Below are 18622 nucleotides of genomic sequence, written 5' to 3'. Positions count from 1 at the left end.
TGCATCTGGAAACCTCTGTCCAGTTCTTCCCCGCCATGAACCAGTCTGTCTCTCGTTCGAGAACTGTGTTCCGCGCCTGCGTTGTCAACGCAGTGCGCGGAGGCGAGGCATTGATGCAGCACCTGATCAAGGTGACGCAGAGCGCGCTCACCGAGGAAGAGTCCCAGGTACGCAACATCCAGCAGCGCAATCTGGTCAGCGACGGCCTTCGGTTGCTCAACCTGCACGAACCGGCGCTGGTCAAGGGCTATTCGATGGCCCTGCTGGAGATCTTTGCGGAGGGGCCCTCGGCGTCCAAGGGCCGCAGTACGGCCGACGACACCGGCATGGATTTTGGCGAGTTGTCGCTGCTGGACGACAACGAGATGCAGGCGCAGGTGGAGCTGTCCAAGGCGCAGCAGTCGGCGTTGCATGCCACCGATGCAATTTTGGCCGAGTTGAACACTCTGGTCAGTTCGGCCCAAGGACTGCGCAGCGTTCAGCCGGAACGCAATCCCTTGCGCCCTGAAAGCTACATCCGCGCACTCCAGAGGGTGGTGGGCGACACCGGCGTGTCGCCCGAGATACGCCAGCTGTGGATGCAGCACATGCGTGACCTGCTGGGCACCCTGCTGGTGGACGAATACAAGAAAACCGTCGCAAGCATGCGTGAGCACGGCGTGCAGCCGGTGGGTTATGCCGTGCTGGGCACACCTGGCGGCAATTCCGGGCGCGGTGGCGGCTACGGAGCAGGCACGAACACTGGCATGGGCACAGGGTACGGTGGCGGCTATTCAGGATACGGACACTCCATGGGTGCGCCGATGAGCGACTATGGCACGACCGGCTATGGTCGTGGCATGGGCCCTTCCACGGGATGGAGCGGCGAATCCATGCAGGCTCCCGTCATGCCGGATGCCCAGGAAGCCCTGCTCACGGTGGGCATCCTGCGCCAGATGCTCGCAGGGGGCGACCCATTTGATCCCCGCAGCTATGGCGCGCTACCGATGCAGCCTGCGTGGGGGGCGTCGCAGCCTGCAGCCGTGGGGGGGCCGGTAGCGCAACCGCAGCCGCAACCAATGCCTGCGGGCGGCTACTACCCGACAGGCGCTGCGGCGGAAGCTCTGGAGGACATGGCGCAACTGGAGCGGTTGGTGGGCCGGCTGGCGGGTGGCAGCCAAGCGGCTTCGCTGCCTGCGCCCTTGTCGGCGTGGCGGGGATCGGCTGTGGCGCCGGTGGTGTACGCGACCATGCCGATGGAGGCAGCCACGCAATCCACGGCCGTCGCCATGGAGGTGGTGGGGCGCATGATGGAGAACATCGCCCAGGACAACCGTCTGCTGGCTCCCGTGCAGCAAGCAATCAAGCGGCTGGAGCCAGCGCTCAAGCAGCTGGTGGCGCACGACGGCCGTTTTTTCACCGACGCGACCCATCCTGCGCGCCGCTTGCTGGATGATCTCACCCAGCGCAGTCTGGCCTTCACCACAGAGACGGCGCCTGGGTTCAGCAGTTTCATGCGGCTGGTCCACGGCGCGGTGGAGCACTTGACCGCCAACGAAATCAAGGACGCCGGACCCTTCGACACGGTGCTCAAGGCACTGCACAACGCCTGGGATACGCAGGAACAGAAGGTCAAGGCGCACCAGGAAGCGCAGCAGAAAGCTCAGCTGCAAGCCGAACAGCGGGAGATGCTGGCTGAAAAGATCGCCGCGGACATTCGCCGCTTGCCGGATGTAGGGAACGTGCCTGCCGACGTGCTGGATTTCGCGGCGGGTCCCTGGGCGGATGTTGTCGCGCTGGCGCAGGTGCTTAAAGGGGGCGCCGGGCAGGATGAGGACCCGGGTGGCTACCTGGCGCTGGTGCCGGTGTTGCTCTGGAGCGCGCAGCCAGACCTCACCCGGCAGGAGCCTGATCGGCTGAATGACGCCATTCCGAGCCTGCTTGCCAAGCTGCGCAAGGGGCTCAAGACCATCAACTACCCCGCCGTTCAGACGAGCGCCTTCTTGCAGCGCCTCGTCGGCCTGCACCAGGCGGCATTTGAAAAACCCGTACCCCAGCCTGCGCCCGCATCGGCGCCGGACGAACCGGTCGTTCCTCCGCAAGCAGGCTTCGATGAGGTGGCTGAGTCCGCCCAGGCCGTTGTCGACGCTCCCGCCTCGGTCGATATCGAGTTGGCGCCCGCTGGCCCGCCAGACAGTGCCCAGGCCCCTGTGGAAGAAGCGCCAGACCCTTACGCGGATTTCGTGATCGGCGCCTGGGTCGAGCTAGTGACCAACGGCCGCGTGGTACGCACGCAGCTCACCTGGGCCAGCCCGCACGGCACCCTGTTCCTTTTTACGGCGGCAGATGCCAGCACCCAGTCGATGACGCGGCGCATGCGGGACAAGCTGGCTGCAGAGGGCCTGTTGCGGGTTGTACCCGCCACTGCCATGGCATCCGATGCCGCACCCGCCAAGGCGTCTCGCAGGAGTGAAGGGCGCGCCTCCAAGTCGGCGGGGTCTTCGGGAAGCCGTTCTTCCAAGTCACGCGGCTGAGCCCGCATTGCCCCGGGCGCAGGGGCTTGTCGTTCCAGGGCTTTGTACCGGCTCGCGGGTTCGCGTCAGTCGTTCAGACCTGCCCGGGCTAGCGCGGTCGAAGTCCAGCGCGGTGCTGGGGCAGCCTCGGCCTGAGCGGTTGCGCGTCGGAGGCGTCAGCCGCGCAGCAGTTTCTTGCGCACCAGGTGGATATGGTTGCGCAGGGCATACAGCTCGTCGGCGTACGACAGCGGCACGCTCACCTTTTCCGCCTGCGCTTCCAGCGCATTCAGCGCCTTGAGCATTTCAGCGGTGTCCGCCTGCCCGGCCTCCATCTCGTTTTCGATTTCGCGAAGGCGGCCGTACCAGCGGAACACCCGCGACCTCACCCGGAACTGGTACAGCGGCGGCACTACGCGGGACAAGGGCAGCATGATGGCCAGCAAGATGCCGAGCACCAGCCACATGCGCTCAATCAGGTTTGCCAGCCAGAACGGCAGATAGCGCTGCAGCAGCGGCACTGGCTCGTTCATGGCCCGGTCGCCCTCCTTGGCGATTGGTAGTTCGCTGTGGCGTGAGTTGGGAAACTCCCGGGCCCGGTTGAACCAACCCGCGCCGCCATGGAGCTTTTGCGCGTTCTGGGCAAACAGCGTGAGCAGCGCGGGATGGGTACCGTCGCGGGCCAGCAGCGATGTGGTTGAGGCGACCAGCCGCACATCCCTTGGTGGTACGTTGGCGGCCAAGTCCACCACGCCGCGCGGCAGCGTGACGGGGGTGAGGAACGAGAAGCGCCGCGCATACGCCTCGTGCTGGGCAAAGTCCAGCAGCTGCACCCCAGGGGTCTGCAGCAGCATCTGCACCATCAGCGATTCAGGTGCAGACGCGAACACCAGGGCGTCGAGCCTGCCTGCCAGAAACTCCACCACGGCAGGGGTTTGTTCCAGCCGGGACATCTTCACGGAACCGGCAGGCAGTTTGTTTGCATCCAGCAGGCGCTCCATCAGTTTGGGCACGCCGCTGCCTTCGGAGCCCACATTGACCCGCCAGCCGCGCAGCTGCCGCAAGCTGTCGATGCGCGCTGTATTCACAGTGCGCTCGGCTGACTCGGTGCGGTAGAAGATCCATACAGGTTCCACAAACAGGCTGCCCAGAGAAACAAGGCTGTCCGCATCATCGGGCTGCAGTTCTGCCGTGCCGCCTTGTACAAAGGCGACATCGGCCTTGCCCTCGCGCAGCAATTGCAGGTTGTGCGACGAACCTTCGCTGGGCAGCAGCTGCACGGTGATTCCGTCCACTGCGAGCGCTTTCTGGTAGCGCTTGCCGAACTCCTCGTAAGCGCTTTGTGCCGGCCCGGTGGCCAGCGTGACGGACTTCGGAGGGTTGGGGTTGAGCCACCAGTACGCCAGCACCAGCAGGCCCACGCCCAGAAAGGCGAGCGGGCCGGCGGACAGGATCAGGTCGCGCAGGGAGAGCAGGGTGTTACGAAAGGCCTGAGGCATGCGGGGATGGTACCTGCCGCCGCAGGGCTTCGGGCCGAGCCGCGGCTCCGTTCGCTGGCACCGTATTGTGGGACGACCTGGGCGGACGGGGCCACCGCGGCGGACGGCCTGTGCGTGCCGGAACGGTTAGCGGGTGGCCGACAGGGCCAGGTCTGCCGCGCCGGGCAGATGCAGGCCATCGGCGGTGGTCAGGGAGCAGGCCATGCGTGCAGCGCGGGCGGTGGCGATCGCCGTCGCCTCTGCCGCCATGGTGGCCAGTACCATCATGCCCAAGCCTTTGCCCGCACGGCCGGTACCCAGGCTGAAGAGGGTGTCGCCATCGGACATGGTGTGCACGGGGTTGATGCTGCGGGCCAAGCCGTCGTGCGCGGCAACCGCCAGGCGGTGGGCCTGGGCTTTGGTGATGACTGCGTCGGTGGCGATCACTCCGATGGTGGTGTTGGTGCCCGCCAGCAGCGGCCGGGGTGGATCGCCGCGCAGCAGGGCTCGGCGCGTGTCGCGCAGGCGAAGTCCGTCGTCGGTGCGGGCGCCGGCGATGACTTGTGCGGTGTCGGGGTCGATCACGTCGCCCAGGGCATTGCAGGCGATCAAGGCGCCCACCGTCACGCCGTCCACCGTGACGGAAGCCGTGCCGATGCCGCCTTTCATGGCGCGCTGGATGCCAAAGATCTTGCCCAGCGCAGCGCCCGTGCCTGCGCCAACATTGCCCTCGGCCGGGTCGGCCGTGGAGGCAACAGCGCACGCGGCGTACCCAGCCGCCGCGTCGGGGCGAATGCGCATGTCGCCCACGAGCAGATCGAACAACACGGCGGCAGGCACGATGGGCAGACGCCCGACGGCCACGTCCAGGCCCACGCCGCGCTCCTCCAGCCAGCGCACGGCACCGGTGGCGGCGTCGAGCCCCCATGCACTGCCGCCCGCCAGCATGATGGCGTGCACCTGATCCACCAGGTTGGAGGGGTGCAGCAAGTCGGTCTCCCGCGTGCCGGGTGCTGCACCGCGCACGTCCACCCCAGCCACCGCACCCTCACGGGCCATGACAACGGTGCAGCCAGTGGGGCGGCGGGTTTCGGTGAAATGGCCCACTTCGATGCCGGCCACGCGGGTAATGCTGCCGGCATCGCCAGCCACTGTACGGACGTTCATGGCTTTAGATTATGAAGTGGCGCTCCGCGGTGAGGGGGCTGTCAGGGGGCCTTCTCGACCTGGGTCAGGTAAAAAACACCGTTGATTCGCTCGGCGCGAAAACGTACTTTGTCGCCGGCTTTGAGTGGCGCCAGCGCTGCGGCGTCCTTCACGCGGAACACCATGGTCATGGGGGGCATGTCCAGGTTCTTGAGCTCCCCATGGCGCAGCGTGACCTTGAGCGCCTGCACATCCAGGCGCGTGATTTCGCCTTCGCTCATTTCTGCGGCACCGGGCGGCTGCGGGGTGTGATGCTCTGCGTGGCTGTCGGCTGCCGCATTGTTGGTCTGTGCTGCGGCCGATCCAACGCCCACGAGCAGGCCGGCCGCCAGGGTGATGAACAGTGATTTCATGATGATGCCTTCTTGTGGTAGCTCTTGAAAACGCGCGTGCTGCCGTCGTGTGCCACCAGCAGCACGTCGTATGGGTCGCGCCGCTCGCCGTACACGGCGCCATCCATGCCGGGTGAGCCCACGGGCATGCCGGGCACAGCCAGCCCCAGGGCCTTGGGCTTTTGTCGCAGCAGCGCGCGCACGTCGCTCGCGGGCACATGGCCCTCCACCAGGTAGCCTCCCACCAGTGCGGTATGGCACGAGCCCAGTTTCTGCGGCAGGCCCAGGCGTGCACGCACGGCGTTGTTGCCGGTTTCGTGCACGGTCACCTGGAAGCCGTTGGCCTGCATGTGGTCCACCCAGTCCTTGCAGCAACCGCAGCTGGGGTCTTTCCACACTTCCACGGGGGTTGGGGCAGCGGCGGTTGTTGCCAAGGGCAGGGCGCTGGCGGCCAGGAAGGCCGCGCTACTTGCCAGCCAGGTGCGGCGGCTGATCGGTGTTGTCGTTGCGGATGTCATGGGATGCCTTTCGATGTTGGGATGTCTTTGAGGATTGCGTTGCTGCGGTTGCCCAGGCGCGCCCCCTGAGAGGGAGCGCAGCGACTCAAGGCGCGCTCACAGTCACTTTGCCAGTCATGCCCGCCTGGTAATGGCCCGCGATCAAACAGGCGAAGTCAAAGGTGCCAGCGCGGTTGAAGTGCCACACGATGTCGCCGCGTTGCCCTGGCTTGACGTGGGCCATGTACGGCTCGTCATGCTCCATGCCGGGTTGCTTCATCATGAGTTCGGCGTGCTGGTCAAGTTCGGCCTTGGTACCAAGGACGATTTCGTGCATCACCTTGCCTTTGTTCTCTGCCCGCAGGCGCACGGTTTCGCCCTGGCGCACTTGGATATGGCTGGGGGTGAAGCGCATGTCGTCCCCCATGCGCAGCGTGATGGTGCGGGTAGCGGCCTTGGGGTCGCCCGCAATGCCCCAGTCCTTTTGCTCCTTGATCACAGCCGCTGGTTTGGCGGCATGCGGCTTGCCTTCATGGCTAAAAGAGGATGTGGCGCTTGCCAGTAAAGCGCAAGCAGCTATCAATTTCATAGTATTCATGTGGAGTTCCTTCAATGTTGGTGGCCGCCCGCGGCGGGCTTGCGGACACTGGCTGCGCCGGGCGCCGCGCCGGGGGTGTCGACGCGTGCCGGCCGCGGGGTGCTGGCGGGCGTGCCTTGCCATTCATAGGCCTGGGTAGCCGAGGGCATCGCGTAGTCCCCGGGATCGCGGTAGTCGCCCGCAGCCTGGTTGGCGCGCACTTTGAGCGTGGTGAACATGCCACCCATTTCCAGCGGGCCGTAGGGGCCGGCGCCGGTCATCATGGGGTAGGTGTTGTCGGGCAGCGGCATTTCCATCGCGCCCATGTCGGCCATGCCGCGCTCGCCCATCACCATGTAGTCGGGCACGATCTTCTGGATCTTGCCGACCAGCCCCCGGTGGTCCACCCCGATCATGGTGGGCACGTCGTGCCCCATGGCGCCCATGGTGTGGTGGCTCTTGTGGCAGTGCAGGGCCCAGTCGCCCGGCTCGTCGGCGATGAACTCGACCTGCCGCATCTGGCCCACGGCCACGTCGGTGGTCACCTCGGGCCAGCGCGCGCTCTTGGGCACGGGGCCTCCGTCGGTGCCGGTCACCTCGAACTCGTGGCCGTGCAGGTGGATGGGGTGGTTGGTCATCGTGAGATTGCCCATGCGGATGCGCACCCGCTCGCCCTGCCGTGCCACCAGTGGGCTGATGGCCGGAAACACGCGGCTGTTCCAGCACCAGATGTTGTGGTCCAGCATGGTGTTGACCTTGGGGGTCATGCTGCCGGGCTCCACATCGAAGGCGTTGATGAGGAAGGCATAGTCGCGCTGCACCTTGGCAATCTGCGGATGCTGGCCCCGGGGGTGCGTGATCCACAGGCCCATCATGCCCATGGCCATCTGGACCATTTCGTCCGCATGGGGGTGGTACATGAACGTGCCGGGGCGCCGCGCCACGAATTCGTACACAAACGTCTTGCCTGGCTGAATGGCGGGCTGTGTGAGCCCGCCCACGCCGTCCATGCCATTGGGCAGGCGCTGGCCGTGCCAGTGGATGGTGGTGTGCTCCGGCAGGCGGTTGGTGACGAAGATGCGCACCCGGTCGCCCTCGACCACCTCGATGGTGGGGCCAGGGCTCTGGCCGTTGTAGCCCCACAGGTTGACGAAGAAGCCCGGAACCACCTCGCGGACGACGGGCTCGGCCACCAAGTGGAACTCCTTGACACCGGCGTTCATGCGCCAGGGTGTGGTCCAGCCATTCAGGGTGACCACGGGGTTGTAGGGGCGGCCGTTGGCGGGCTGCAGCGGGGGGGCGGTGTCGGCGCTGGCCTGGATGACAGGCTCGGGCAGCGCGGCCAGGGCCACGCGGCTGACGGAGGCCGCGGCGACGGCTGTGGCTGCGCCGGTGAAGAAATGGCGTCTTTGCATGTCAGTGGCCTTGAGAGGATGGGGTGGGAGCGGTGCCCGATGAGGAAGCGCCCAGTGAACGTGTGGCGCCCAGCGTGCTGCCCGTCAGCGCGAGTTGCAGGTCTGTCTCGGCCAGCCAGAAGTCGCGCTGCGCTTCGATGGCACCCGCCACAGCCTGGGTGCTGTTGCGCGCCTCGGCCAGCAGGTCCCACACGCTGGCGAGCATGCCGTTGTAGCGCAGCAGGGTCTCGTCGCTGATGAACTGGCGCAGCGGCACCACCTCGCTTTGCTGCTGGCGCGCCAGGTCGAGTGCGGTGCGGTAGGTGAGCCAGGCGCTGCGCACCTCACTGCGGGCGCGCACGGCCGTGTCTTGCAGCTGCGCGGCAGCCTGTTCCACCTCGGCCTGGGCTCGGGTGCGGGCTGCGCCGCCCCAGTCGAAGAGGGGCAGGGGCAACTCCAGCTCCCAGCCGCGCGTGATGTCGCGGTGGCCACCGTCGCGCTCGGCCGTGGTGTTGCGGCTGTAAGCCAGGCCAATGTCGCCAAACACTGCGCCGGCGCGGCTCCAGCCCTGGCGCGCGGCCTGCGTGTCGAGCTCGCGCCGGGCGGCCTGCACGTCGAGCCGCTCACGCAATGCGGTGGCCTCGATGCCGTCGGCGGGTAGCGCCGTGGCAGGCAGCGGGGGCAACTGGCCCGCCAACCGGTACTGCCCCTGCGTGCCCCACACGCCCAGGCGGCGGTTGAGCTCTTCACGGGCCGTGGCGGCGGCCAGCCGGGCGCGCGCGCGCTGGCTGTTGGCCTCGTGCAGCACGGTTTGCTCGCGGGCCAGTTGCAGGCGGCTCCAGTTGCCCGCGCGCGCCATGCGGCGGGCCAGTTCGGTGCCGGCCTCTGCTGCCTCGACCATGCGGTCATGCGTGGCGGCCACCTGTTCTGCGGCCACTGCGCGCAGCCAGGCGCGTCGCGTGTCGGCGGCCAGCGTGACTGCGTCCTGCGCAGTTTGCAAAGTTGCGATCTGCATGCGCTCCGCCAGACGCTCGGTGCGCCAGGGCAGGGTGATGAGGTTTAGCAGGCTGAAGGCGAGCGTTCGCTCGATCTCGCGCTCATGGCTGTTGGCAAAGCGCCCCAGGGTCAGGTGCGGGTTGGGCAGGGTGATGGCCTGCACACGCTCGGCATCGGCCACGCCCAAAGCCGCCAGTCGTGCCTGCAGCCCCGGATTGTTGAGCAGGGCGATGCGCACGGCAGCCTCCTGCGTGAGAGGTTCGGCCAGCCAGCGGGCGATGGATTCTTGCGCCTGCGCGCGGGCGGCCGGGTCGGTGGGCGGCAAGGGAGCCTGCACGCCGCCGGTGCGGCTTGCCGTGAGCTGGGCTACATCCCCGCGCAAGCCGTCGGGCGATACGCTGGCGCAGCCGGCAAGTACCGCTGCGGTCGCCAGCAGGGCAACGCGTTGTTGCATGGTGGCGCTCATGGCTGGCTCCTGGGTGTGTGGTGGCGCGGATGCATTGGGTGCTGAGTCGTTGGCGCGCTGCCAGGTTTGCCATGACTGCCATGACTGCCGTGGCTGCTGTGACTGTTGGGTGCTCCAGCGTCTGTCCGGGTGGCTGGCTCTGCTGTTTGCTTGCGCTCCCAGGCCAGGATGTCGGCATGGCCGCGCGGAAAAGCGCCGACCGCCTCATGGGCCTCTTGCCAGCTCCCAGGGGACACAGCCGTGTCCGGCAGGGGTGGCTGCGGCGCCAGCGGCGCGTGAGCGAGTGGAAGGGTGGGTGCGTCGGCGTCGGCTGCACCTGCGCCGCTTTGGTGGGGTGGTGCGCCGGCGTGAGCAGGTGCGAGGGCGAGCACCAGCAGCGCGGGAAGCGCAAGCCGGACCAAGCGGGCCGTTTGGACTAGCGCCAAAGGCAGGCTTCGAGAATCTGAGGGAGGCATGATGATCTCCAGGTAACGAACGAAAGGCATTGCGCTGCCGCCTGGACCACCTTTTCGGTGGTGCCAGGCCTTGGCAGACGCACTTCGGGCGTCAGAGATCAGGCGATGGGTGGTTTGACGGCGAGCGCAGCGGGAGCGCTGGCGAACTGCACTGAAGCGACGGGCTGCGTCGAGCCCATGAGAGGGGGCGTGGGAATCGCCGGTGCCGCAACATCCAGCATGGCCGAGTGACAGATCTCGCAGGCCGAGCAAACCGTGGAATGGTGGTCGTGCGCATGGGCGTCCGCTGTGCATTCGCCACACTCTGCGCCCGTAGGGTCCACGCTGGCGTGGTGGCCTGGATGCGGATGCGCCGGCACGGTGCTGTTGGAGTCCCTTGCGCTGGCAGCGGACTCGCTATCGCCATGCATGACGTGCACATCGTGCTGCACGTGCTCCCGGACATGCTCCTGAGCGTGCTGAGGTCCGGTGGGCATCAGGGGAGGTAGAACCCCGGCTGCCATGGCGGTGCCAGCCAGACCTCGAAGGACCAGGATGACTACCAGCAAGAAATGCAAACCACGGCGCATGTGCAGATGATAAGGCTGCGGCGCATTGGTTCCTTCCTCAGCGTTGCCAGACTGCCGTATGGGACAGGGCAAACGCGTGGATGAAATTGAAGCGATCCGCCTTACGATGTAACAATACGTTTGCTCTACTCCGGCGGTGGCTAGAAAGAAGAGGGGGCTGCACCAGTGCGGCAACAGTCGACCATCGTCGGACGCGGGCCACCGTGGACCGTGGGCGGTCGCCGCTGTACAGGGGGCAATGATTCGTGAAGAGCTTCTCGAGGCAGGCATCCGTGCGAACTGCGGTGCCGCACTTGGGATACTCACTTCGCTGGCTCGATGAGAGGGGCTATATGCCTTCGTGGCTCATGGGGACATGGAGCACCTTGTCCGCCCGCATTCGCTGGTTGGTTCTGGTGGCAACGCTGCCTGCGGTGTTGCTGGTGATTTACCAGGCACAAGTCCATCGCACAGACAGCATTGCGGCTGCAGATAACCACGCTCGGGCCGCGCTCGCTGCCGTGGCGTCCAGCCAGCAGCAGTTGATCCAAAACACGCGCGAGTTCCTCACCAAGCTCGCAGGAATGCCGCAGGTCCACCAGCCCGCAGACCCGTTGTGCGGCAAGTATCTGGCCGACGTCTTGGCATTAAACGCCGCCTACGTCAACATCGGCGTACCGCAAGCGAATGGCGACTTGCTGTGCAATGCGCGCCCCCTTAAGTCACCCGTCAACGTGTCCAACCGCCCGTACTTCCAGCGGGCCATCGGTGCGCGCGAGTTTTCGGTGGGGGTGTTCCAGATCGACCGTGCGGCGCAGGTCGCGAGCGTCAATTTTGCGGTACCCGTCATACCGCCGGGCACCGAGGAGGTGGTGGGCGCGGCAGTGGCGGTGGTTTCGCTGCAGTGGTGGAGCCTTCGGCTTGCGGACCTGAGTTTGCCGGCGGGGGCCGTGGCGCGGGTGACCGATCAGGATGGCCGGGTAGTGGCCAGGTTCCCTCCGAAACCCGATGAACTCGGTACGAGGCTCTCAGACCTTGACCTGGACCTGGCGAGCGCACCACGAGGTGGGACTGAAGGCGCTTGGCAAGGCCGCGATGCTCTCGGCGCACGCCAGCTGATGGTTTTCCAGCCCCTGATCGAATCAGACGGAACCGCCGTGGCCACGATGAGCCTTTTGGTGCCCTTGGATCAGTTGCACGCTGCCGCCAACCGCAAGCTCTGGACGGAAATGGCTTTCTTGCTGGCAGGTCTGGTACTGTCGTTCGTCTTGGCCCAGCAGGGGGTGCGGCGCGCTGTGATGCAGCCGCTGCGGCGTCTTCTGGAAGCCACCGATCAACTGGCGAAGGGGCGCTATGCCCCGCTGGCGCCGACCAGCGGAGTGGCAGAACTCACTGAGCTGGGAAGCCGCTTTGACCACATGGCGCAAACCCGCCAAAGTACGGAAGCGCAGCTGCGCGAAAGCGAAGAAAACCTGTCGATCACCTTGCATTCGATTGGTGATGGTGTCATTGCCACCGATGCGCAAGGCAGTGTCACCCGCATGAATGCGGTGGCCGAGCGCCTGACGGGCTGGCTGCTGGCCGAGGCGAAGGGCAGGAACCTGACGGAGGTCTTTCGCATTGTGAATGCCAGCACGCGTCAGCCAGTGGTAGATCCGGCGAAGATGGTCATTGAAAAGGGTGAAGTCGTGGGACTGAGCAACCACACCACGCTCATCGCGCGAGGGGGGGCCGAATACCAGATCGCCGACAGCGCGGCGCCCATCCGCAACGCGCAAGGCCGGATTGTGGGCGTGGTGCTGGTGTTCAGCGACGTTACCGAAGCCTACCGCGTGCGCAAGCAGTTGGAAGAAAACGAGGCGCGCTTTCGCACCCTGACCCGCCTCTCGTCGGACTGGTACTGGGAGCAGGACGAACAGTTTCGCCTGACCCAGGTGGAGGGATCGAGCAACGACCGGCTGGTGCAGGAGGCGTCGGCATACCTCGGCAAGACCCGCTGGGAGACCGCGGTGCCTGGCTTGAGCGACGAGCGTTGGCAGGAACACCGCGAACTTCTGCAGCGCCACGAAGAGTTTCGCGATCTGGAGTATCAGCGCACCGATATCCACGGGCGTGTCTATTGGGTGTCCATCAGCGGCTCGCCCAAGTTCGATTCCGACGGCACCTTCCGGGGCTACCGTGGGGTGGGCAAGGACATCACCGCACGCAAGCGCGACGAGAACGAGCTGCGCATCGCCGCGATCGCGTTTGAGTCCCAGGAGGGCATGATGGTCACGGACAGCGACACGGTCATCCTGCGCACCAACCGTGCCTTCACGAAGATCACGGGGTATAGCGCACAGGACGCGGTGGGCCAGCGCTGCAGCCTCCTGGCATCAGGGCACCATGACAAGGCTTTTTTCGCTGCCATGTGGACCAGCCTGGCCGAGAAGCGCGAGTGGAAGGGCGAGCTGTGGAACCGTTGCAAAGATGGCGAAGTCAGCCTGCATTTCATAAGCATCACCGCTGTGACTGATGCCGCGGGGCACGTCACGCATTACGTCGGGACTCTGAGCGACATTACCCAGCGTGCGCGGGCGGCCCGTGAGATCGAGCATCTGGCGTTCTACGACCCGCTGACGCAGCTGCCCAATCGGCGTCTCGTGCTGGACCGCCTGCAACAGGCGTTTGCCGCCAGTGCCCGCTCTGGCTTGCAGGGCGCGTTGCTTTGCCTGGACCTCGACCATTTCAAGACCCTGAACGACACGCTCGGCCACGATATGGGGGACCAGCTTCTGCAAAAAGTCGCGCAGCGTCTTGTGAGCTGTGTGCGCGAAGGGGACACCGTGGCGCGCCTCGGCGGCGACGAGTTCCTGGTGCTGCTGCAGGATCTGGACGCTCAGCCGACCATCGCGGCCGAGCAGGTGCAGGGCGTGTCCGAGAAGATACTCGCGGCACTGAACCAGCCGTACGACCTCGGTCCGAGGCAAGTGCACAGCACCACGAGCGTGGGTGCCGTGCTCTTCAATGGCCAAGGGCAGACCGTGGAGGACGTGGTCAAGCACGCAGACCTTGCCATGTATGCAGCAAAGGCGGCCGGGCGCAACGCGATCCGCTTCTTCGACCCCGACATGCAGGCCGCAGTCACGGCCCGGGCGCAGATGGAAAACGATCTGCGCGCAGCGCTGGCTGCTGAGGAATTCCTGCTGCACTACCAGGTCCAGATCGGGTGCGGGCACCATCCCATTGGTGCGGAAGCCCTCATCCGGTGGAACCACCCGCAGCGCGGCATGGTGCCGCCATGCGAGTTCATTCCCCTTGCAGAGGAGACAGGGCTCATCCTGCCCGTTGGGGGCTGGGTGCTCGAAACCGCGTGTACGCAGCTTCGCCGCTGGCAGGATGATCCGACCCTGCGGGGACTGCAGTTGTCGGTGAACGTGAGCGCCCGGCAGTTCCAGCAACCCGACTTTGTGGAGCAGGTGCGCGCCATCTTGCTGAAAACGGGTGCACGGCCGGAGCGCTTGAAGCTCGAGTTGACGGAGAGCCTGCCGCTGGAAAATGTGGACGACACCATTTCCAAAATGAGGGCCCTGAGGTCGCTGGGGCTACGCTTCTCGCTGGATGACTTCGGCACGGGCCAGTCATCGCTGTCCTACCTCACGCGCCTGCCGCTCGACCAGCTCAAGATCGACCAGAGCTTCGTGCACAACATAGGTGTTCAGGCCACGGATGCGTTGATCGTGCAAACCATCATCGGCATGGCGCAAAGCCTGGGGATCGATGTGATCGCCGAAGGCGTAGAGACCGATGCACAGCGCGCTTTTCTTGAGAGGCACGGCTGCAAGCTTTGGCAGGGCTATCTGTTCAGCCGGCCGGTGCCGATCAAAGAATTCGAGGAGTACCTTCAGCAGCGCCGGGGGGCGGAGTGACCCGCAGGGCGCCCAGATATCCGGCCTACATCGCCATGTACCGTCCCGGCCGGTGGTTCATGGCCAGGACCAGGTTCAGCGCCACGGCGCCGACAATGGACCAGGCCACGCGCAGCGGCTCGACGGTCCACAAGGCCAGAAGCACAATGCCGCAGTCCACGGCCATCTGAACCTTGCCAGCGCGCCAGCCGTAGCGGTCTTGCAGGTACAGCGCGGCAATGCCCACACCGCCCAGACTGCAGCGGTGGCGAAAGAGCACCAGGAACCCCGTGCCCGTGATCAGCCCCCCTGCCACCGCGGCATACAACGGCTGCAACTGGGCAAACTGCAGGAACTGCGTCTGAAGTTCGGTCAGCAGCGACAGCAGCAGCACGGCAATGAAAGTCTTGAGCGTGAACGCGCGGCCCAGTTTGCGCAGCGCGAGCCAGTAGAACGGCAGGTTCAGCACAAAGAAGATCTTGCCGAAACCCAGGCCCGTGGCGTAGTGCAGCAAGAAGGCCAGCCCCGCCGTCCCGCCGGTCAGCAGGCCTGCGCTGGTGAAGAACGCGACCCCCACCGAAATCAGCAAGACCCCTGTGAAAATGGCAACGGCGTCCTCCGTCACCGTATGGGGCACCCCGGCGACAGGCATTGCGGAACTGCCGGGCGGAACGGAAGGGGAGGCGGCGGGTGCGTTGGACATGGGGCAAATGCGCGCTGAGTGGTCGCGCAGGGGGCTTTGAAAATTCGATTGGATCACGCTGGTGGACGGCGCGCCTTGCCTCGGGTCAAGAAATGGAATCCCCGCTGGGATAGCTAAAACCGTGCCAGGCTACCTCTGCGAACATCTGTAACAGCCGCCGCGGACGGCGGGATTGGGGGCGCCTGGGCGTTCCTGCGAAAATAGTCGGTTTTGCCCGTTGCGGGGACTCGCCCCATCCAATGCACCAGCCCGACCGCCTTCACCGCTCCCAACTCGTTCGTCTCCTGCAGCACTGGGCCCAGCCCCTGGCCGCGCTGGAGCGGCTGGACGTGGCCGAGCAGTTGAGCCAGTGGCTGGGCACGGTGGATGCCGTCCAGTTGAGCCGGGCGCTGCACGCGCTCGAATCCGCAGGCCCTGCGAATGCTTCGATGCAGGGCGCGCACGTGGATGTGGTGGCCCTGGAGTGCGGCGTGCGCAACCTTCAGCAGGAACTCGCCGCGCTGCTCACTGCGAGCCCGGCACCTCCCAAGCCCCTGCGCGAGCGCGCCGACAACACCCCCGTCGAGGGACCGGACCCAGCGGCCGAAGGCGAGTTTGCGGTGCATGCGGCGCGGTACCAAGCCTTGCAAAAGCAAGTGGAGGCCCGGGTCGGCAGCTTGCGCGCACAAATGCGGCAGCGCCTGTCGGCAGGCCCCGCGGCCCTGCGCCAGCTGGCGATGCTGGACACCGTGATGGAGCAGATGCTCGGCGCCCGCGAGCAGCGGTTGTGGGCCACGCTGCCCACCCACCTGGAGAGGCGAATGGCCCAGCTGCGCGCGGCCCACCAGCAGCGCCTGGAGGCCGCCGGGGAGGCCGATGTGCCGCAGCACTGGCGCGCCCCCGGTGGCTGGCTCTCGCTGTTTGACCAGGATGTCCGCGCCTTGCTGCTGTGCGAAATCGAGCTGCGCATGCAGCCCCTGCGCGGGCTGGTGGAAGCGGCGGCCACCCATTCGCAGAGCCATTCGCAGGCGCCCCGCAAGAAGGCTGCAGACCCGTCGCAGCGAACACGACAACAAATAGCAGGAATGATCGAATGAGCAAGCATGTGATGACCGCCACTTTCGCCATCGGCCTGGCCGCCGTCGGCTGGGTCGGTTGGGGGTTTATCGGATCAAGCCCCTTGGCGCTAGCCATGACGGTGGTGATCGCTGCCGTGTATGGCGTGGGCGCCGTGGAGCTCCTGCAGTTCCGGCGAGCTACGGCGTCCCTGTCCTCGGCGCTGGCCGATCTGGCCGGGCAGCCGGTGCCTGACCTGGGCAACTGGCTCGAGCGCGTGCATCCATCCCTGCGCCACGCGGTGCGCCAGCGGATCGACGGCGAACGCGTACCTCTGCCGGGCCCGGCGCTCGCGCCGTACCTCGTGGGCCTGCTGGTGATGCTGGGCATGCTGGGAACCTTCCTCGGCATGGTGCTCACCTTCCAGGGAGCGGTTTTCGCACTGGAAGCTTCGTCCAGCCTGGAGTCGATTCGTGCAGCGCTGGCCGCGCCGATCAAGGGGCTCGGCCTGTCGTTCGGCACGTCCGTGGCCGGGGTCGCATCCTCGGCCATGCTGGGGTTGATGTCGGCGCTGTGCCGTCGCGAACGCCTGACCGTGCTCCGCGCACTCGATGCCGCCGTGGGAACTGTGCTGCGCCCCTTCTCGGCGGTGCAGCGGCAGGAAGACATGTTCGCAGCCCTGCAAGCCCAGGCGCAGGCCATGCCGCTGATAGCGGAGCGCCTGCAGGGTGTGATGGACGGGCTGGAGCGCCGGCATGTGCAGCTGAACGGGCAATTGCTCGACCAGCAGCAGGCTTTCCACCGCGACGCGGCGGGGGCCTACACCCAGTTGGCCCAGGCGGTGGGGGCATCCCTGCAGGACAGCCTAGCTGCCGGCGCGCGCACGGCGAGCGAGACCATTCGTCCCGTGGTGGAGCAGGCCATGGCCACGCTCTCCCTGGAGGCCCAGCAGTCGCACCAGCGCCTGCGCGAAGCCACCGACGCGCAGATGCACGCCCTCACCGCCCAGTGGGAAGGAACGGCCCGGAGTGTGGCCGACACCTGGACACAAGCCTTGCACACCCATCGGGAAACCAGCCAAGCGCACGCGGTTGAGCAGGCGGGCGCGCTGAGGGCGATGGCCGAGGCGCTGGAGCAGCGCAGCCAGGCCTTGGTCACCGCCCTGGAGAACGCGGCAGCGCAATCGCAAGCGGCGCAGGGCGCAGCCGATGCGCAGCGCCTGGCGCAGTGGAATGCCGCCATGCAAGATGTAGCCAGCTCCCTCGCTGCCCAGTGGGAGCGCGCGGGTGAAGCCTCGGCACAGCACCACCAAGGGGTTTCTCAGGCGCTGCAGGGTGCTGCGGCGCGCCTGGACCAGTCGCTGCAAGCCGCGTCGCAGGCGTTTGAGCTGCGCACTACAGCGGTATTGAAGTCACTGGAGGCCACGGTGGAGCAATCGCAGGCCACCCAGGCGGCGGCCGACCAGCAGCGCCTGGCGGGCTGGAGCCAGTCGATGCAAGACATGGCCGAGACCCTGGCCGCGCAGTGGCAACGGTCGGCGGAACAGGTCATCCAGCAGCAGCGCGACGTTTGCCAGGTGCTGGAAGGTGCGGCAGCACAGATCGCGGAGCGCATGGCAGAGCAGGCCCACCAGGTGGCGGACGGCACGGCACGGTTGCTGGAGCAGTCCGATGCGCTGGTACGCACGCGCGTTGACGCCGAGGCCGAGTGGGCCGCGTCGCAAACGCAGCGCATGGACGCGCTGGCCGCGGTGTGGCGTACGGAGCTGGCGGCGCTGCGCGATGAGGAATCTGCGCGAGGGCAGGCGGCGGTGGAACGGCTGGAGACGCTGCAGGGCACCGTGGCGCAGCACCTGGCCTCGCTGGGTGCAGCGCTCGAAGCCCCGCTGACCCGCCTGCTGCAGACGGCATCCGACGTGCCCCAGGCCGCCGCCGAGGTCATCACCCAGTTGCGCCGCGAGATGGCCCATTTGAGCGATCGCGACAATGCCGCCCTGGCAGAACGCACGGCAATGATGGGGCAACTGGGCGCGTTGCTGCAGGCCGTCAACGAGGCCACGGGGCAGCAGCGTGCGGCCATCGAGTCCCTGGTGGGTTCGGCAAGCCAGGTGCTGCAGCAGGCTGGCGAGCAGTTTGCGAAGGCGCTGGGCGCGCAGGCAGGCAAGGTCGACGAGGTGTCGGCGCATGTGGCCGCCAGCGCGGTGGAACTGTCGAGCCTGGGCGAATCGTTCGGCCACGGGGTTGGCTTGTTCACCGCCAGCAACGAAAAGCTGATGGACAGTCTGCAGCGCGTGGAAAGCGCCATCGGCCAGTCGCTGAGCCGCAGCGATGAGCAACTGGCTTATTACGTGGCGCAAGCCCGCGAAGTGATCGACCTGAGCATTTCTTCGCAACAGGGCATTGTGGAAGACCTGCGGCGCCTCCATGGCGAGATGGCCGCAGCGGTGCAAGGGGTGGCTGCGTGATGGGGTGGGACGACACCCTCGACGACGCCACCGAGCAGACGGCTCCTGCCTGGGCCGTATTTGGTGATCTCATGGCGGGGTTGCTGGGCGCC

General features: G+C 66.5%; 13 protein-coding genes. 4 read left to right on the top strand and 9 right to left on the bottom strand.

Annotation, left to right across the window (positions count from 1 at the left end; all coding sequences use genetic code 11):
* The first annotated feature begins 35 nt into the window (after positions 1–35).
* Entirely contained in the window at positions 36–2513 is a 2478-nt protein-coding gene (locus MRY84_RS16720; RefSeq protein ID WP_291506835.1) for a DUF1631 family protein, read from the top strand.
* Between the two features lie 155 nt (positions 2514–2668).
* Here the strand turns inward: MRY84_RS16720 and MRY84_RS16715 are convergent, their stop codons facing one another.
* From MRY84_RS16715 to MRY84_RS16680, 8 genes are all read right to left on the bottom strand, one after another.
* Positions 2669–3991 (bottom strand): TAXI family TRAP transporter solute-binding subunit, encoded by a 1323-nt coding sequence (locus MRY84_RS16715; protein ID WP_291506834.1) that lies wholly within the window; start codon positions 3989–3991, stop codon positions 2669–2671.
* A gap of 126 nt (positions 3992–4117) precedes the next feature.
* The gene (locus MRY84_RS16710; protein WP_291506833.1) at positions 4118–5137 is read right to left on the bottom strand and encodes a P1 family peptidase; all 1020 of its coding nucleotides are present in this window, start codon (positions 5135–5137) and stop codon (positions 4118–4120) included.
* 41 nt (positions 5138–5178) lie between these two features.
* Positions 5179–5529 carry a copper-binding protein gene (locus tag MRY84_RS16705; protein WP_291506832.1) on the bottom strand — a complete coding sequence of 117 codons (351 nt, stop codon included), beginning with the start codon at positions 5527–5529 and terminating at the stop codon, positions 5179–5181.
* Entirely contained in the window at positions 5526–6026 is a 501-nt protein-coding gene (locus MRY84_RS16700; protein ID WP_291506831.1) for a DUF411 domain-containing protein, read from the bottom strand. Before MRY84_RS16700 ends, MRY84_RS16705 begins: the two co-directional genes overlap by 4 nt.
* Positions 6027–6111: 85 nt before the next feature.
* Positions 6112–6603 (bottom strand): cupredoxin family protein, encoded by a 492-nt coding sequence (locus MRY84_RS16695; RefSeq protein WP_291506830.1) that lies wholly within the window; start codon positions 6601–6603, stop codon positions 6112–6114.
* Positions 6604–6614: 11 nt separating this feature from the next.
* Complete coding sequence (locus MRY84_RS16690) at positions 6615–7997, bottom strand: copper oxidase (protein ID WP_291506829.1); 1383 nt, start codon at positions 7995–7997, stop codon at positions 6615–6617.
* 1 nt (position 7998) lies between these two features.
* Positions 7999–9438, bottom strand: a complete 1440-nt coding sequence (locus tag MRY84_RS16685; RefSeq protein ID WP_291506828.1) for a TolC family protein — start codon at positions 9436–9438, stop codon at positions 7999–8001.
* Positions 9439–9991: 553 nt separating this feature from the next.
* The gene (locus tag MRY84_RS16680; RefSeq protein WP_291506827.1) at positions 9992–10369 is read right to left on the bottom strand and encodes a hypothetical protein; all 378 of its coding nucleotides are present in this window, start codon (positions 10367–10369) and stop codon (positions 9992–9994) included.
* A gap of 458 nt (positions 10370–10827) precedes the next feature.
* Between MRY84_RS16680 and MRY84_RS16675 the strand changes: the two genes are divergently transcribed.
* Positions 10828–14349 carry an EAL domain-containing protein gene (locus MRY84_RS16675; protein WP_291506826.1) on the top strand — a complete coding sequence of 1174 codons (3522 nt, stop codon included), beginning with the start codon at positions 10828–10830 and terminating at the stop codon, positions 14347–14349.
* A 25-nt stretch (positions 14350–14374) separates the two neighbouring features.
* Here MRY84_RS16675 and MRY84_RS16670 read toward each other — a convergent pair whose 3' ends face one another.
* The gene (locus MRY84_RS16670; protein ID WP_291506840.1) at positions 14375–14980 is read right to left on the bottom strand and encodes a YitT family protein; all 606 of its coding nucleotides are present in this window, start codon (positions 14978–14980) and stop codon (positions 14375–14377) included.
* Between the two features lie 290 nt (positions 14981–15270).
* Here MRY84_RS16670 and MRY84_RS16665 point away from each other — a divergent pair, with 290 nt between their 5' ends.
* Together MRY84_RS16665 and MRY84_RS16660 are read left to right on the top strand one after the other, a co-directional pair.
* Positions 15271–16107, top strand: a complete 837-nt coding sequence (locus MRY84_RS16665; protein ID WP_291506825.1) for a DUF3348 family protein — start codon at positions 15271–15273, stop codon at positions 16105–16107.
* Positions 16104–18530 carry a DUF802 domain-containing protein gene (locus tag MRY84_RS16660; protein ID WP_291506824.1) on the top strand — a complete coding sequence of 809 codons (2427 nt, stop codon included), beginning with the start codon at positions 16104–16106 and terminating at the stop codon, positions 18528–18530. The genes MRY84_RS16665 and MRY84_RS16660 overlap by 4 nt, the downstream gene beginning before the upstream one ends.
* Positions 18531–18622 lie beyond the last annotated feature (92 nt).

The sequence above is a fragment of the Acidovorax sp. genome (assembly GCF_022763525.1).
GTDB lineage: Bacteria > Pseudomonadota > Gammaproteobacteria > Burkholderiales > Burkholderiaceae_C > Acidovorax.
The sequence above is the reverse complement of the archived record's forward strand: the minus strand, read 5'-3'. Positions and strand labels throughout refer to the sequence as shown.